Source organism: Paraburkholderia sp. RL18-101-BIB-B, assembly GCF_046026985.1.
In the GTDB taxonomy this organism is placed as follows: Bacteria; Pseudomonadota; Gammaproteobacteria; order Burkholderiales; family Burkholderiaceae; genus Paraburkholderia.
The window spans coordinates 1-15,683 of sequence record NZ_JARESV010000091.1; the positions used below are offsets into that span (position 1 = coordinate 1).

Annotated in this window: 20 protein-coding genes; 7 read left to right on the forward strand and 13 right to left on the reverse strand. The window is 60.3% G+C overall.

Going from position 1 to position 15,683, the window contains the following annotated elements:
- The coding region (locus tag P0D73_RS44700; RefSeq protein ID WP_408320706.1) for a hypothetical protein at positions 1 to 339 on the forward strand (339 nt) is incomplete at its 5' end.
- A 658-nt stretch (positions 340 to 997) separates the two neighbouring features.
- On the opposite strand, the gene P0D73_RS44705 is transcribed toward P0D73_RS44700, so the two are convergent.
- Entirely contained in the window at positions 998 to 1,696 is a 699-nt protein-coding gene (locus tag P0D73_RS44705; RefSeq protein WP_408183061.1) for an ion channel, read from the reverse strand.
- A gap of 612 nt (positions 1,697 to 2,308) precedes the next feature.
- Positions 2,309 to 2,878 (reverse strand): hypothetical protein, encoded by a 570-nt coding sequence (locus P0D73_RS44710; RefSeq protein ID WP_408320708.1) that lies wholly within the window; start codon positions 2,876 to 2,878, stop codon positions 2,309 to 2,311.
- Positions 2,879 to 3,779: 901 nt separating this feature from the next.
- On the opposite strand from P0D73_RS44710, the gene P0D73_RS44715 reads away from it, so the two are divergent.
- Positions 3,780 to 4,169, forward strand: a complete 390-nt coding sequence (locus tag P0D73_RS44715; protein ID WP_408183064.1) for a hypothetical protein — start codon at positions 3,780 to 3,782, stop codon at positions 4,167 to 4,169.
- Positions 4,170 to 4,564: 395 nt separating this feature from the next.
- Here P0D73_RS44715 and P0D73_RS44720 read toward each other — a convergent pair whose 3' ends face one another.
- The gene (locus P0D73_RS44720) at positions 4,565 to 4,765 is read right to left on the reverse strand and encodes a hypothetical protein (protein WP_408320711.1); all 201 of its coding nucleotides are present in this window, start codon (positions 4,763 to 4,765) and stop codon (positions 4,565 to 4,567) included.
- 423 nt (positions 4,766 to 5,188) lie between these two features.
- On the opposite strand from P0D73_RS44720, the gene P0D73_RS44725 reads away from it, so the two are divergent.
- Both P0D73_RS44725 and tnpC read left to right on the forward strand, forming a co-directional pair.
- Positions 5,189 to 8,185, forward strand: coding sequence for a Tn3 family transposase (locus P0D73_RS44725; protein WP_408320713.1), 2,997 nt, complete (start codon positions 5,189 to 5,191; stop codon positions 8,183 to 8,185).
- 7 nt (positions 8,186 to 8,192) lie between these two features.
- On the forward strand, positions 8,193 to 8,564 hold the full coding sequence (gene tnpC, locus P0D73_RS44730; protein WP_408320714.1) for a Tn3 family transposase post-transcriptional regulator TnpC: 372 nt from the start codon (positions 8,193 to 8,195) through the stop codon (positions 8,562 to 8,564).
- A 17-nt stretch (positions 8,565 to 8,581) separates the two neighbouring features.
- Here tnpC and P0D73_RS44735 read toward each other — a convergent pair whose 3' ends face one another.
- From P0D73_RS44735 to P0D73_RS44765, 7 genes are all read right to left on the reverse strand, one after another.
- Entirely contained in the window at positions 8,582 to 8,911 is a 330-nt protein-coding gene (locus P0D73_RS44735) for an H-NS histone family protein (RefSeq protein ID WP_408320716.1), read from the reverse strand.
- Between the two features lie 97 nt (positions 8,912 to 9,008).
- Positions 9,009 to 9,245, reverse strand: a complete 237-nt coding sequence (locus P0D73_RS44740; RefSeq protein WP_408250003.1) for a hypothetical protein — start codon at positions 9,243 to 9,245, stop codon at positions 9,009 to 9,011.
- 34 nt (positions 9,246 to 9,279) lie between these two features.
- On the reverse strand, positions 9,280 to 9,855 hold the full coding sequence (locus P0D73_RS44745) for a hypothetical protein (RefSeq protein WP_408320718.1): 576 nt from the start codon (positions 9,853 to 9,855) through the stop codon (positions 9,280 to 9,282).
- Between the two features lie 401 nt (positions 9,856 to 10,256).
- The gene (locus tag P0D73_RS44750; RefSeq protein WP_408320720.1) at positions 10,257 to 10,487 is read right to left on the reverse strand and encodes a hypothetical protein; all 231 of its coding nucleotides are present in this window, start codon (positions 10,485 to 10,487) and stop codon (positions 10,257 to 10,259) included.
- 198 nt (positions 10,488 to 10,685) lie between these two features.
- Complete coding sequence (locus tag P0D73_RS44755) at positions 10,686 to 10,889, reverse strand: cold-shock protein (protein WP_175914427.1); 204 nt, start codon at positions 10,887 to 10,889, stop codon at positions 10,686 to 10,688.
- 211 nt (positions 10,890 to 11,100) lie between these two features.
- Positions 11,101 to 11,475, reverse strand: coding sequence for a response regulator (locus P0D73_RS44760; protein WP_408293294.1), 375 nt, complete (start codon positions 11,473 to 11,475; stop codon positions 11,101 to 11,103).
- 184 nt (positions 11,476 to 11,659) lie between these two features.
- Positions 11,660 to 11,932, reverse strand: a complete 273-nt coding sequence (locus P0D73_RS44765) for a CsbD family protein (RefSeq protein ID WP_408320724.1) — start codon at positions 11,930 to 11,932, stop codon at positions 11,660 to 11,662.
- Between the two features lie 388 nt (positions 11,933 to 12,320).
- Here P0D73_RS44765 and P0D73_RS44770 point away from each other — a divergent pair, with 388 nt between their 5' ends.
- Positions 12,321 to 12,773: a DUF2934 domain-containing protein gene (locus P0D73_RS44770; protein WP_408320726.1), complete on the forward strand. Its 453-nt coding sequence runs from the start codon at positions 12,321 to 12,323 to the stop codon at positions 12,771 to 12,773.
- A gap of 104 nt (positions 12,774 to 12,877) precedes the next feature.
- Here P0D73_RS44770 and P0D73_RS44775 read toward each other — a convergent pair whose 3' ends face one another.
- The 3 genes from P0D73_RS44775 to P0D73_RS44785 all read right to left on the reverse strand — a co-directional run bounded on the left by P0D73_RS44775 (position 12,878) and on the right by P0D73_RS44785 (position 14,534).
- Positions 12,878 to 13,441 (reverse strand): Hsp20/alpha crystallin family protein, encoded by a 564-nt coding sequence (locus P0D73_RS44775; RefSeq protein ID WP_408320736.1) that lies wholly within the window; start codon positions 13,439 to 13,441, stop codon positions 12,878 to 12,880.
- Positions 13,442 to 13,646: 205 nt separating this feature from the next.
- Positions 13,647 to 14,054 carry an Hsp20/alpha crystallin family protein gene (locus P0D73_RS44780; RefSeq protein ID WP_408320728.1) on the reverse strand — a complete coding sequence of 136 codons (408 nt, stop codon included), beginning with the start codon at positions 14,052 to 14,054 and terminating at the stop codon, positions 13,647 to 13,649.
- 24 nt (positions 14,055 to 14,078) lie between these two features.
- Positions 14,079 to 14,534, reverse strand: coding sequence for an Hsp20/alpha crystallin family protein (locus P0D73_RS44785; protein ID WP_408320730.1), 456 nt, complete (start codon positions 14,532 to 14,534; stop codon positions 14,079 to 14,081).
- Positions 14,535 to 14,774: 240 nt separating this feature from the next.
- On the opposite strand from P0D73_RS44785, the gene P0D73_RS44790 reads away from it, so the two are divergent.
- Together P0D73_RS44790 and P0D73_RS44795 are read left to right on the forward strand one after the other, a co-directional pair.
- Positions 14,775 to 15,158, forward strand: coding sequence for a hypothetical protein (locus tag P0D73_RS44790; RefSeq protein ID WP_408320732.1), 384 nt, complete (start codon positions 14,775 to 14,777; stop codon positions 15,156 to 15,158).
- A gap of 96 nt (positions 15,159 to 15,254) precedes the next feature.
- Positions 15,255 to 15,626 carry a hypothetical protein gene (locus P0D73_RS44795; RefSeq protein ID WP_408320734.1) on the forward strand — a complete coding sequence of 124 codons (372 nt, stop codon included), beginning with the start codon at positions 15,255 to 15,257 and terminating at the stop codon, positions 15,624 to 15,626.
- Positions 15,627 to 15,683: the final 57 nt, after the last annotated feature.

Here is a 15,683-nt window from a genome sequence, read left to right on the forward strand (position 1 = left end):
TATGAAACAATCGTGCGGGGGCAGGCGTCCAGCGGCGCACCCGCCCGGAACCACGCCAGAAACCACATGGTGTTCGCTCGAAAGGGGAAACTCCGTGCGGGAATACGCATATCCAGTCGACAGGCATACTTAGGAAAAGCAGGGATCGCAGACGATGACAGTGGCGTGACGCATCACCCGCCCGGGCGGCCTCAACGGCCGGTCCGGACGGTCAGGAAGCGAGGTCTGTTGTCGCTTCTGGTGCAAAGGGAAACGTGCTGGTCGTCGCGCTTCGTTTCAGAACAGTTCGCGAATCTGCTGATCCAGCATGCCGAGATCGAACGCCGGGACGCGAAATGACCGGCCGCCAGGAAAGCGCGCATGCCTTGGCTTCGCGAACAGCTCGAAGGGCGGCCTCGCCCGCCATTGCCTGAGCGAGCACGCGACCCGCGATGCTCGTCGGCGCCACGACGCGACCGATATGATCCGCGCACGAACGTCCGGTGTCCGGTAGTGGAGCCGACGTTCGAATGTCCGTGTGAAAGCGCGGGCGAATGGCCGTAGATGGCCGGCCTGAGCCCGACGACGACCGGCTCTGGCCGACCCTTTCCAGTCATACGCGCCCACCCCGCCTGAGCGGCAGCTTTGTCGCTACAACGGGCATCTGCGTGGCAATCTTGGCGAGCGAGTGATCGAGCTGATCAGGGGGCAGCGCTTTAGCCATCGCGGCGCCGTAACCGCGAGACAGGTCCAGACAGTCGGCGCACCTTCTTCTGATCGTGGTTCTGTCCTTGCTGGTTACGGCTCAGTTGGCGAGCGATGGACGCTCCGATTTGCTTAAAGGCACGCGACTCCTCGTCGTTTATTTCGCCCTTGCTCTCACTTTCTTCTTGCCGCACTAACGCGATCTAAAAACGGCACCTCGAAGGGGGCGGGAGTTCAGCCCCGCTGCGCCCAATGCGGACAGCGCGCAGACACCAATCACCAATGCCTGATGGTGGTTCAGGTAGATCGAGAGTCACTTGGTCAGAGTCGACGGATAGAGACCGGCAAGCCGCGCGATCAGGACGCCAACGTAAAACACGCCTGCAAACTCTTCGATCATCACAAATGAGCGGGCTTGGTTGGTCAATGGGATAACATCACCGTAACCGGTTGTCGTGAGCGTCGTGAGGCTAAAATAGATCAGTCTGAAGAAAGTGCCAGGCTGTGTGAAATCAAGCCGGCCAGGACCGAATGAGCCAGCGCTGGATCTCTCGATCAGGGCGTAGATGAAGGCCCAAAGGAAGGCCAGCATGATGTAGCCTGCAAGCGCACCATGCAGCTTGTCGGCCGTAATTGGCCCGCGCTTGAGAATGTAGCGGAGCACTCCACCAATCGCGACTGCAAAAGAGGCAGCATAGGATATCCCGGCAAGGCCCAGAATCGCGATACTCTCAGTCCACAATGCCGCCCATTGAAGGCCAACCCCCAGCAACGCCAAGCCCAGTTTGAGGATGAACCCCCGCCGAGTCTGCCTGGTGGCGAAAGCGCCCACGAGCAGCACGATTGAAAACAGAACGCCGAGCAGTGTGCGAGCGAATATGCCTTCCTCAAGGTAGGGAAACAGGAGGATCAAGCCAAGCAGGAGCAGCAATAGATAGGTGCAGGGCCCTTGCCCGATTATCATCCGAGCCAAATCCTCGTCGGATTCGGCCTTCTCTTGCGGATTTGTCATACCAGTTTTCCCAGAGATCGAACTAACGCTCGCGACCTGACGTTGCACGGTTGAAATTTGACCTGGCTTGAGAGTGGTTCAACTAGAAATTCTAGTCGCGGATGCGTATGAGAGGATTCTGCCATAGCGAGCGTCTGCCAATGGCTGGATGTTCCCCGCCAGTTTCAATCCGGAATCGTGCAAACAATCGTTGCGATTGTCGGCACCTAAACGACCGGACTCGAAGAGACATGACGAGCCCATCAGTATCGACGTCTTGCTTCTCGCCACATCTGCGCCAAAGGGGAATTTGCTAGAAGCAGCCCGCTTACGTCATTGCCACCGAAATTACCAATGACATGGAAAGGCAGGCTCGCCCATTCGGGAAGTATCTTCTGATAGAGTAGCCGCCCAAACATCGACGCGTTCTACGCTCAGTTCCATGGCAGTCCGTCCCGCTTGATGCATTTCCCAATAAAAATCGACTTCACCAACGGCACGCAAGCAAGGCCGGCAGCGTAAGCGACACAAGGGAACGCCGGGAATCCCCGGGCCGCACTGCCAGGCATCAGCGGACTAGTCGACGCCGCCGAAGCGGGATACGAATCATCGGCCCGCGTGCTGGATGCGCTGCTAGTTGGCATCCATCCACTCTTGCTCTAGTGGCGGCTCGGCGCTGTCTTCCGCGGCCGGCAGGACTTCCTCTTCCGGAAGCAGCTCAATGCTCTGCACGACGGGCGGCTGAATGCTCTTGACCACGACGGCCGACTGAATGCTCTTGACCACCACGGGCGGCTTATCGCCTTGCACCGGGGCGCTGTGCAGGTCGGTGCTCAAGCCCGCGCTCAGGCCCGTGCCGACGTTCGAGGTCGTGGTGCTTGCACTCTTGAGGATGCCGTGCACATCGAACAGGAACACCGTCGCCGACGACCGCGTGTCGGCACCGCCAACCAGCGACCCAATGAACGGAAGAAAGCTCTCGGGGCGCGGCCTCGACGTCACGAACATGTAGACCAGCAGTGTCGAGCCGTCGTCCAACGCGGTCTGAACCGACGCCGGGCCAAGCGTGGCTGTCACGTCTTGAAACGTCGTCACGCCGGGCTTGAAGCTCGACATCTGGTCAGACCTCACTTCGACCCCGGTCGACATGCAGCCGGCAAGCAGCGCGCCGCACAGCAGCCCAACTACCAGTCTATGTTTCATGTTGCCCCCGTATTGACAATTCTATGACGACGGAGGGCGGGCGGCACGCGCCGAAAAAAACCAAGCACGCTAAGGCGTGTGGTCTGGTGGAAACGCTCTGATCGGCGACAGTTGAGCGGTCGCCTAGGCGCATTGCCCTTCCTGTGGCACCAAGGGGGCTGCAAGTCGGCGGTGCAGGTTTTAACCGCCCAGCGTCTCCCCCTCACACGCCAACCGGGCACCGTAGCCCGCGGGTGCATGTTCCACCTGCACTGGCAGCAAGCTGCCAGTGCAGTGCAGCCAGTATCAACGAAAGCGGAACGGACTATCTATATTGGGTCCGATTGCCGCGAGAATCGACACCGCTCGGCTGCGGTATAAGAAGTCTGGGAGCAAATACATCAACAAGTGGTTGTTGGATTTGACTATGTGTCTTTGGACGTGGTCGCGATCGATGCCATGCTGGAGATGCCGCAGTCGCCGCAGCTGAAGTGATGATTTCTCCGCGGGGCTAGAGGTTGCCGTTGCGTTCCGGGGGCCGCCGCCCCGCAACGCCGGACGGCGTCTTGACCGTCCGTGATTCTGATGAACGCATCAAGATTGCCGGGCGCCTCTTTTTCTCCTAACTCGGGCAGGCTCATGGGGGGGCCGTTGTCTGGACGGAGCCGACGTTCGAACGTCCGCGTGAAAGCGTGAGCCAACGTCCTTAGGTGGCCGTCTACCGCCGAACGCCGAACGATGGGAGTGTCGCTCCATTGCGATCGCTCGTGTCTATGCTGCGCACGCCGCTTGCTTGGCCCATGCGGCCATTACTCCTCGAAGCCGCTCGTCGGACGGGCGGTCAAGGCGTAGAAACTTGATACGCTTTGTGTACTTCTGTGACGCCGCTTACGTCACCCGGCAAGGCATGCGAGGGAGGGGCATGACATTCAAGGCTCAGTGGTACCGGGACAAGTTTGTGAAAAAACGTGGCAAAGGTTTCTGCGGCTATCCGGTCGCAACAGTTGCCTTCTACGGGCCAGACGACTCCAGAGCGACGAAGGTCTCTGTTGGCATCGTCGCGCACGAAGGTGCTGACGCGGACCCTGTTGAGCGATGGTTCTGCCAATCAACCGATGCGAGAACTGATCCAGAAGTCACCGAAGCAATCATTCGATTCATCGATCATCATGGTGCCAAATCGGTGGCGGCCGTCGATCGCAACATCGGCTGCCCGCATGAGGAAGGCATTGACTACCCGGACGGCGAAAAATGTACGCAGTGTTCGTTCTGGGCCGACCGTGATCGATGGAGCGGCGAGATCATGCAGTGAGACGAGGAGGCAAGCGCCTCGATTCTCGCGCTGAGCCGTTCCGCACTCGCGTCATGCCGAACGTAGTCATGCATTCAATAACGCACGACGAGAAGGGCGCGCGTGGCGCTCAGCGTGGCGCAGCCAGGCCCGGGGCGTGATTCCCCGCGACCGTGATCGCCGACGCGACGGAGTTCACGTGCAGGATAGGCCCGGCGCGACGGGCCGCCGACCGGAACGACGCGAAGCCTGGCCATGCGCGCGGCGTAAGGTACCGGGGCGAATCTCGTGCTGGGTAGGCACGTTGTGGAATCTTGTCGAGCGTGGTGAGCATCACCGTTTATGCAAGGGGCAGAACCATGGGTTTTTCTTGTCGAACGTTTCTGATCGCTCGTGACGATACCCTCTGGCGGCTGTCAGGCATCAGTTTCGACCGGATGCTGCGAGATCCTGCAAGCCACCGTCTGCCCGTTTTTGCAGGGCAACGGGCGCGAATGGCCAGCGTCGAGGTCCAGCTTGTTGACAGAAACCCGGTGCGCGTTGTTCGGAGCACGTTTTCCATTCGTACTTTCGATGCCGAAGGTCGCATCGACCCGAGCAGATTCGAAAAGCAGCAATTTGCCCTCGTGGAATCGGTCGTCGCACCTGTTCTTTTACCGTATTCGCTGATGACAGCAACCAGACAGTCGTCGACGCAACGTCCGGATTCCTTGCACATGGAGCCCAATGGGCTCCGTCGCGCGCTTTGGCGCGCGTCATCGATCAGACTGCGTTGGGCCAACGACAGTGCCGACGCCTGTGAGCCCTCGCTGACAGGCTCGCCTACGGCATCCAGTTTTCGATTCTCGAGTGGCGGAGACGGCTCGACAGCGACCAACTCACACGGTCATCGTGTAAACGGGGTATGAGCGAGGTAAGCGTAGATTGCTATCATAAGACTTCTGGTTATGAAAACAGGCCGGATCATTTCAACGCGACCTGGTAACACGGGCTTTTTCTTGCGCTAATCTGAGCGGCCCTCTGCGATCAGGAAGACTCGCATGGCAACCATTGAGCGCACCGCCTATCCGCGTTTCCCCAAGGTTCTCGCTACAAGGGACCTGCAAACCTGCTACACACCACAGCCGGACGAACTCGAATGGGCCCGCCGTTCGACTCGGGGTGAACGATCGAGACTGGGCCTGCTGGTGCTGCTCAAAGTCTTCCAGCAGATGCATCATTTTCCGGCCCTGGACAGCATTCCGTCATCGGTCGTCGAATACGTGCGGTCGGCGGCGGACATTGGTTCGGTGGTTCAGTTCGGCTATGACACGCAGACGTCACCGACCCTCTTCCGGCACTACCTGACAATTCGTGAGTACCTCGGCGTCAAGCCCTACTACGGGACCGACGCCAACGTCATCGCGACACGCGCGGCGCACACGGCGGCTCTGTCGATGGACCAGCCCGTCGACATCATCAACGCCACGATTGATGAGCTTATCGCGCAGAACGTTGAACTCCCGGCGTTCTCAACGCTTGACCGCATCACGGAACAGATCCATGCGAAAACCCAGACGCGGTTGTTCCGGCGTGTTGCCCGGCGCCTTACCGACGGGCAGAAGCGCGACCTTGACCGCCTGCTCTCGCGAGACCTGACGAGACGCCAGAGCGCCTACAACCGTATAAAACGCCACGCGAAGCGACCGTCCCGCCAGCATCTCGATCTACTGATCGACCAGATCACCTGGCTTGATGAACTTGGCGACTTCACCAACGTGATCGCGGGAATTCCTGCTTCGAAGCTGCGCTCGCTGGCAACCCAGGCCATGAGCCTTGATGCTGCCAATCTTAAAAAGGACACCCTGCCGGAAAAGCGCTATACGCTGATCGTGGCATTACTCAACCGCATGCGTGTGCGTGCCCGCGACCATCTCGCGGACATGTTTGTGCGCCGGATGGGGGCGATTCACAAACGCGCAAGCGAAGAACTGGAGATCATCCAGCGCCGACAGCGCACCCAGGTGGAAGATCTCGTTGTACTGCTTGACGGTGTGGTGGACATACTCGTCGAGCAGTCCGATGAGACGACCGTTGCGAAGTCGATCCGCCAGTGGCTCGCGCCCAGGGGCGACCTCGAACCGTTGCGCGAGAGCTGTGCCGCAGTGCGCGCAGTCAGCGGCGGCAATTATCTGCCTCTTCTGTGGAAACATTTCCGCGCACATCGGTCGGTTATCCTGCGTCTCGCCCGCACGCTCGAATGGGATTCGACGAGCCCGGTGCGAACGTTGCTTGATGCGCTCGCGGTCGTGCTGGAGAACGAAACACGGCATCGGGAATGGATCGATGCCGACGTCGACGTGAGCTTTGCAGCGCCGCGCTGGCGCAAGCTTGTACGGCGCTCGCACGGTGACGGCGCCCCAACGAACCGGCGATATCTTGAGCTATGCGTCTTCTCTTACATGGCCGAGGAACTGCGCGTCGGCGACCTGTGCGTGTCAGGCTCGGACGCGTATGCCGACTATCGGGCGCACCTGCTGCCATGGCGGGAATGCGAGCAGCGGTTGCCCGATTACTGCGCGAAGGTCGGATTGCCCGAGAATGGGCAGGACTTCGTTGCCCAACTGCGGCAGTGGCTGGGCGATACGGCGCGCAAGCTGGACAACGACTTTCCGCACAAACGCGAACACGTTACGATCGGCCAGAGCGACGAGCCGGTCCTGCGCAAGACCGTGGCCCGCGAAATTCCGGCCAGCGCGATCGCGCTGCAGGAGCGGATCAATGCGCGGCTACCGACGCGCAATGTGCTGGACATACTTGCGAACATCGAACACTGGACGCATTTCACACGGCATTTCGGACCGCTTTCCGGTATCGATCCGCAGATCCGCAAGGCCGCCGAGCGCTACCTGCTGACGATTTTCGCGATGGGTTGCAATCTGGGTCCGACCCAGGCCGCACGCAATCTCGACACCGATGTGACGGCGCATATGCTGTCGTTCGTCAACCGCCGGCACATGAGTCTCGAGAAGCTCGAAACCGCGCAGCGCGAGCTGATCGAACTGTACCTGCGGCTTGATCTGCCGAAGCACTGGGGGGATGGCAAGACCGTCGCCGCGGACGGCACCCAGTACGATTTCTACGACAACAACCTGCTGGCCGGCTATCACTTCCGTTATCGGAAAATGGGCGCCGTCGCGTACCGGCACGTCGCCGATAACTACATCGCCGTGTTCCGGCATTTCATCCCGCCCGGCGTGTGGGAAGCCATCTACGTGATCGAGGGGTTGCTAAAAGCTGGCCTGTCGGTCAAGGCCGACACGGTGCATGCTGACACGCAGGGCCAGTCGGCAGCGGTGTTCGCATTCACGCATCTGCTAGGGATCAAGCTGATGCCACGTATCCGCAACTGGAAGGATCTCGTGCTGTATCGGCCACACAACGACGCGAAGTACAAACACATCGACAGGCTCTTTACCGCGACCATCGACTGGGTGCTGATCGAGCGCCACTGGCAGGAACTGATGCAGGTAGCGCTGTCGATCCAGGCGGGTACGATTTCATCACCGCTGCTGCTGCGCCGACTTGGTTCGGAAAGCAGAAAAAACCGGCTCTACCTCGCCGCGCGCGAACTGGGTAACGTCGTACGCACCGTCTACCTGCTTGAATGGATTGGCAGCCGCGAATTGCGGCAGGAAGTGACCGCGAACACCAACAAGATCGAGTCTTACAACGGCTTCGCGAAATGGCTGTCGTTCGGTGGCGATGTGATGGCCGAGAACGAGCCGGAAGAGCAGCAGAAACGGCTACGCTACAATGACCTCATTGCATCAGCCGTGATCCTGCAGAACACCGCAGACATGATGCGCGCGCTGCGCGACATGGTGGTTGAAGGCGAGAAAATCCGCGCGGACGATATTGAATTCCTGAGTCCATACCCGACGCACAATATCCGCCGGTTCGGGCGCTACAGACTGCATCTTGATCGTACGCCAGAGAGCTGGATCAACGATACGCTGTTTGGTCAGGCGGCACGCCCGGGTGACGAGATGAGGTAACGACTGCATGAGCGCAAGAGCCGCGGTCACCGCGACGCCGTATGGTGAGGTGGATGTCGCCGCGCTGGAAAAACTGCAATCGGCCTACGACACGACGCGTATGCTGGACGCCGTGGGTAGACTCGATGAGGTACGAACCAGCCTTTACGATCCGCAAGGTCTGCGCGACGACCTGTTGCGCCTGCACCGCATCGCTCATACGATCGTCAACGGCGCAGGGCTGACGGCCGGCACCCAGGACGAGTCCTTCGTCGATCAGGTGACGGACGTCATTGACCAGCTAGAGCAATATGTTGCGGATCTGCTTGGGATTCGCGATGTACTTCGGCCACTGGAGACACTTCGGCCGGACGGCACGGATTTTTTGAACGGTAGTTGAGCCGCTTGCCAACGGATCTAACCGGAATTCGATCGCGCGAGCGGACTGCCCGCGAACGGATCGTTTGTCCAGTCTGCACCTGCCACCGTGCGTGCCTGCAGGGACGGTGCGGAAACTGCACCTGATGACAGCTCGAAGTGGCCAATGGACTGGCCCGCACTGATCGCCTGCTTCAGCCATTGCGGCATCGCACCTTCACCACTCCAGCTCTCGCCATGCGCGCTGCGATAGCGGCCCGCTGCCGGCTCAGCCGCAAGTGTTGCAGCCAGATCATCCGGGGTGATTCCGAAGCCCTCCATGCGGTGGCGGAGGTAGGCAATCATACTGTCGCGCTTGCGTTCGTCCATGAAACGTGTTTCCTGTCAGGTAGGTATCCGGCACTTTTCCATCACAAGCGGCACAGCGGGAAATGCGGGGCCGCTTCTCACGGGCTACCGCGTCAAACTATTCGCCGGGACCGAGAATCACATCGATTGCGGCCTGGCCAGCGATCTGCGCAACGAAGTAAGCCCAACGCTGGGAAAACGGGCCGCCGCGGACCTTGATACGCTGGCCATGCGTGGCTACTGACGGGCCGTGAGGCGGCCCTTCAATCCAAAGCCAGGCGTCAAACATGTCTTCAGAAGTGGGCACGAGGTCAACACAAATCTCAAACCCGCGATACTTCAGCGTTCTTTGCATACGGTTCCTCCACATTCGAGTTCCGGCTGCTGCTTCACAGGCGCTGAACCGCACCCACGTAGCTCTTCGTCGCATCCTTGAGTTCCTGCGCCGCAGCCTGCACGTGGGTGGGCAACTCGCTCAGGGCAAGTTGCGTGACGACGCCGTCCAGCCGCCTGCGGAGCTCTATTGCAAGTTCCATGACACTGGCGTCGCCGACACGCCGGCGATTGCTCTGCCTGGAACTTACCGGAGAGCAATCCACAAGACGATCTATCTGGCGGAAGTAGGCCTGGGCCGCCAGACGGTGCCTTGCATGGAGCGAAGCAATATTCGACTTTGACAGGCAATCTTTAACGACATCGACATTCATGTCGAAATGAACCTGCAGCGCGTCGGCGGCATCCGCGCGGTGAAAACACGCCACCTGGTCGAACAGCGTTTCGCCATCCCCATCGATCAGATCAATCCAGACCTCACCGTCTTCGGGTGCCTGTCCCGAAGGGTGAACCACCCGTTCGTCCTCATTGGCAGCCGCGAGCATCCGGTGGCCGTCGACATCATCGACCGTCATTTCAAAAACCTCGACCAGTTCCCCGCTTACTGCGACCTGCATGACCAATAACGCCATCTCTGCTCCTTTTGATGCGATTGACGGGAATAGCGTTGTGTCGATCAGGCGACCGGATCCCGTGATCCGGTTGAGTGACGTTCTGATGGGCGCGAGCCCGCGCACTCTTGGGGCGCTTCCTGGCGACTTTGTGTGACGGGTGTAGCGGCTGTAACGGGTCTGACTGACGTGGGTGCTACAGGCATGGTGTGCCGTCAGACGTACCATGCCTTGGGCATCCTGCTCGCCCGTCGGCGACGACTCCCGGCCGAGGCGCCAAGGCGGATGCCGGAATGACACCGCTTCATCCGGAAGCGGGTGTGACTGCTGTGGATCGTTGCGATCAGGTGGATCATGCACGACGGCCAGTCAATCCCTGACGCCGTCCATCCTGCCCCTGCTACGCCGGGGATATTGCCGAACTAACCGCGACTATCCACCCAGCCACGCGCCCAGGCGGTGGCGTGCCCGACCGCCTGTGTTTCGCTATCGAAATAGTCGAGCGCATCAAACTTGTATGACGCCAGCTCAGCACTCCGGGCGTCACCTCTCGTAAGAAGCAGGTTGGCGGCAAACCAGCCGTCCGGCAAACGGTGAGCCGACGGGGAAACTGAATAACCGTTGTACTGGTGAATATGATTATTGTTTTGCATAAGCGATAACCGGGCGACGCCCGCACGACAACGATGCCGTGCAGGCGAACAAATCGAAATTGGGCGAGACGGATCGTGTCGGAAAGACAAATGATGCGCACGTTCAAACGTGGCGATCAGATCGGGAGCGCATTGGCTCCGCGAGGATACAAGTCAGGCAAACATGCAAAGGGCCGGTAGACCGGCCCTTGAAATACTTTACTGCGGCGAGATGTTCGACGCCTGCATGCCCTTCGGGCCGCGCTTTGTTTCGTAGCTCACCTTCTGGTTTTCCGTGAGCGTCTTGAAGCCGTCGCCCCGAACTTCCGAGAAGTGAGCGAAGAGATCGTCGCCGCCGGCGTCCGGAGTGATGAAGCCAAAGCCTTTGCTATCGTTGAACCACTTAACAGTACCGGTATCCATGAGAATTCCTTGAGATAAATATAATAGCTCCGTTGCGGAGCGACAAAAACTTCAAGGAAGAAGAGAGGACAACGAGTACCGCGCAGACAAGGCGGAAAATGGTGATCAGCAATCAGGCTTCTTGAATATTTCGACAACCACAGTATAGTGACAGAGCAGTTATGTCAACGCTTTTCGCGCCGCGCGCAGCAAGGAACCGCCGGCGGAGAAATCAGCGCGTGATTCCCTGAATGACAAATTCAGCGAGCGCCTTCACATCGGCCGGCTTCGCGACATGAAGATCAAAGCCAGCTTCATGGCATCGGGCGGCGACCTCGTGAGGCGGCATTTCTCCGGTAATGGCGACGAGCAGTGTGCGTTTGCCCGGGTTCTCTGTGCGCCTCACGTGCTGCGCCACCTCATATCCGTTTGCACCTGGCATGTCGATATCGAGCATGGCCGCGTCGGGTTGCCAGGTGGAGAACCACCGAAGCGCGGTAATCCCGTCGGTGGCGGTGCGCACCTCAAAATTGTGAGACTCGAAAAACACGGCGACTGCTGCGGTTGCATTGAGGTCGTCGTCAGCGAGCAGAAGTTTTTTGCGCATGGAAGAAGGATGCCACTGGCGGAAGTGCGTACGGCGCGTCCCGGGCGGCGAACCCAGCCGCAGTTTCCGACTTGAGTTGCCCTGACCGGTATCTCTGGCACCATGCCCACGTTCTCACAGCAAGGCGCGAGCGTTGGTGTTTAAGGGACCATGAGCTCCGGGACGACTGCCGTGCGAGAGTCAATTACTGATCGTTGCGCCTGGACCCGCCGGCACGCCATATGGCACCTGCCACAAAGCTGACGGCCGCCACCGCTGCCAGCGCGATGAAGGGGTTCGTGGCTGTGGTTTCGCGCACCGCGCTTGCGGCGTCGGCGCGAAGCTGCTGCGCTTTACCGGCGAACTCCCTCGCCTTGTCTGCCAGTTGCGCCGCGGAGTCGCCGACCAGCGCGCCGGCCGCGCCCTGAACCTTGCCGGCGACTTCCTCGACCGCACCTTCGGCCTTTCCCGTATCCATTTCGATGCTCCGTTGAGTTAGACATTTTGCAGGCACTGACAGCATCGCGCGCTGCGCCACCGGTAAAGTCGGCCGGCCACGACGGCATCCGCGTCCCTGCACGTGAGCAAGAAACAAGCCCTACACCACGATCTTCAGGTGATGGGACCGGCAAATGCGCCCTCCGCAGGTGAAGGAGGAATCTGGGTTCCGACAGCACGGCTCCCTCATCCGGATCCCCGTGCAGCAGCACGCCGGTCCGTCCCGCAGCGCGGGTAAATGATGGTAAGGTTTCCATACGGTGTTGCAATTCTGGTCTGTGCAACAGCGACGTTCAGACCGCTTCTTCTGAACTGTGAGACGGGTAAGCGGCAGCAACGATCCGGCCGAGAAAAGGGAGGAGAGAGCCATGGAGCGACTGGTCGACGTACTGGACAGCAGTGGCACTGTCATTCACACCTATCCCATCACGCTTGGGCAACCGGGAGATGAGGTGGACGACGCAGCTTACGAAGCAAAAGCGCTCGAGGCGGCCGCCCACGGCCGGCTGGTTTCCGACGCAGAACTCCGGAGCCTGTCCGCCAGAATCCACATCGGTCGCGGCGGCCAGATGGCACCCTACGGCGATGAAGTGGCAAGCAGTTCGGAAACGAAACCGGGCCTCGAACAGAGTGTTCGCGAGCGCGCCTACTTTCTATGGGAGCAGGACGGACGGCCCGTCGGACGCGCGGAGGAATACTGGCATCGCGCGCTGGAGCAGCATCTGCGGGAGCGGGCTCACGTACTCTGGGTGCAGGATGGACGTCCTGAAGGACGGGCCGACGAATACTGGCAGCGGATTCGCGACTTTGAGGCGCAATGATCGCCGCAAGTCCAGTGACTTGATTGGCGGCGATCACTACCCTTCACGTCAGACAGGTGCGCGATGTCCCTCCATAAGCGTTGAAGCAAAAGCGCCGCCCGACGTTAGCCAATATCGATGGTTCGGCTGGCGGATCGCAAGGCCTCGTGTTTTGGTACGGTCAAGGTGAGCACACCCTTGTCAAACTTTGCGAGAGCATGATCGGGATCGGCGTCTTCGGGCATCGGGATCGTGCGCGTGAAAGCCCCGTATGCGCGTTCCAGCCGGTAGCAGCCGTCCTCCTCACTGTGCACGTCCTGCTTTTTCTCGCCGCGCACCACCAGCGCCCCGTCCTCGACGCTGATGGTCAGATCCTCCCGCTCCATGCCTGGTAACTCGACGGTCACGCGCAGTATCTTCCCTTCGTCGACCACGTCAATGCGCGGCTGGAAACGCGATGAACTGAAGTCGCCAAACCATCGTTCGAGCGTGCCGCGCACGGCAAACGGATCGGGAAAAAAATCCTCCAGCGCACGTAAGGACTCGCGCGAGAAAAGTCGCTGGATATCAGGCCACGCGGCACGCCACGGTTCGCCCGACCGCTGACTCTCCGGGCTGTCCGTGTCGGACTTGCTCCCAGAGCCGCGAAGGAATTTGAAAGGGTTCCACTTTTTCGGGTCGTGGTTCATCGTCTTCTCCTCGATGGTCTGACTGGAAAACCGGATATCCATCGGCGCTCAAACTGCAAAACTTCTGCTGAAGTCGCTGCACTTCGCCTCGCGAGGCGGCCACCATTTTTCCATGACGATCAGCGCCTTGGCCACGATGACGCAGGACGGCGACCTCACGGTCGCCATCGACTTTTCTCCTACCGTCGTTGCTGATCTTCCGGGCTCAGTTCGTCTGCACCTCGATGCGTCGCGGCCTTGCTTCGTCGCGGCGCGGAACGGTCAGTTGCAGTACGCCGTCCTGCAGGTTCGCGTCGATCTTCGACGTGTCGAAGTCCGGGCTCAGCGAGAACGCCCGCGCGAACCGCGGCTCGCGGATCTCGGCGTGCTGCAGACGCAGACCGGCGGGTGTCGGCACGACCGCTTCTGCCTCGATGTACAGATTGCCGTCGTGCACCTTCACTTCGAGCTTGTCCTTCGTGACGCCCGGCAGGTCCGCCCACAGCGTGATGCCCTGGCTGTCCTCGAATACGTCAACTGCGGGTGTGAGCGTCATCCGCCGCGACGGCTGGTCAGCCTCGCGTCTTGCTGCCGATTTCTGGTCGCGCTCAGCAACCTGTGTCCTGTCGTTCATGGCCTGCTCCTAGAATTATGGGCGTTACTGGACTGTGATGGCCCGCGGCTTCGATGCTTCGCGCTTGCCGACCGTAATCGACAGGCAGCCGTTGGTGTAGCGCGCCTGCACCTTGTCGGGATCGGCGTTCTGCGGCAGTTCGATCACGCGCCGGAATGCGACGCTGAAGCGCTCCTGCGCGTAGGTGCGAACGTCATCGCGGGTGTCACCGCTGGCGTCGGGCCGCGCAGGCTTGCGCTCGCCGGCAATCGTCAGCAACCCCTTGTCGATCGAGACGTCGAGTTCACCGGCGCTCAGGCCCGGCGCGAACGCGACAATCTCGATCGAGTCGTCGGTCGCACCGATGTTCACGTACGGGAACGTAGCGCCGGAGCGGCCGGAGCGGATGCTGGACGGGAAGCCGCTGAAGAGGCTCGCCATCTCCCGTTGCAGACGGTCAAACTCGCTGAAGGGGCTGGGTCTGGAATAAAGATCACTCATGGTCGTATCCTCCGTGAATGCAGCATGGAGGCGAACGGGCTTACGCGCTCCAGTTCGCCTGCCAGCTGCTGGCAAACAAATCGAAACACGCAGCGCGCCCTGGTACCACCGGCGCGTCTGCCTGAGCAAAATCCAAAATAGGCACCGCGCCGGAAATTTCAAGGGGGAAAATCTGAACTTGAAAACCTTATCCCAGCTCCTATTGTCGAGAGGCACGGAAACGACTACACGGAGGACACCATGGAATTCAGTTCTGACTGGCTTACGCTGGGCAGGCACCGCGTCCGGCTGCGTTCGACCCGAGGCTTTCCGACTGAAACGATGCGAAGCGTGGCGGAAGTCGTAAGGCTTGCTATCGATAACAACATGAGTGCGCGCGCGCGGCTGGTCGAGATCGTCTACCAGGAGGACCAGATCTACGATATCGCCGTGGGCACGACCGTGGTGGAAGACAGCGTCTGTGCGCCTCAACTGGAAGCGGCAATGTCAGTGGTGCTGGGCCTCCCGACGGAACAGGTGAACGTCACCGTGACGACGGTGAGTCAGGAGGAAGTCGACCTGCACTTCGGCGTCTACGAGCGCATGCTCGCCGAGAAACTGGGCGTTGTGCCGCCGATCCAGTGATTGCCCGGCTATTGCGCTGCGGCGCAACGGCGCACCTGAGTTGATTCGCCGGGCACGCCCGGGATCAGAACCAACACGTCAGATGGGAGCAGCATCATGAAACAGCGCTCAAAGGCACTGCTCGCGTCGGCCATTCTGGCTGCCAGCCCGGCGGCGGCTGCGGCGGCTGAGCCACCCTTGAAGACCTTGCCGTCGCAACAGGACATCTGGATCACGGGCACGATCCAGCGGGGCCACGGACAGTATGCGCCGGGCGACTATACGACGCTGCGGCTGGACCGTCCGTCAACCTCGCCGTGTAACGACAAGGTCGTCACCGACATTGTGCTCGGTATGGCGGGCGTACCCGAGCCTTTGCTCCTGCTGCCTTATCTGGGCCAGCGGGTTGCGGTCAGGGGACGAGTCATCTGCCCGGGTACCGACACCCGGTTTACGCCGACGCCGGACTTTGTATTTCCGATCTACTGACAGCAGGTGCGGGACGTCGGGCCGATATCACGTTCACGTCGCGACCGGCGTATTTTT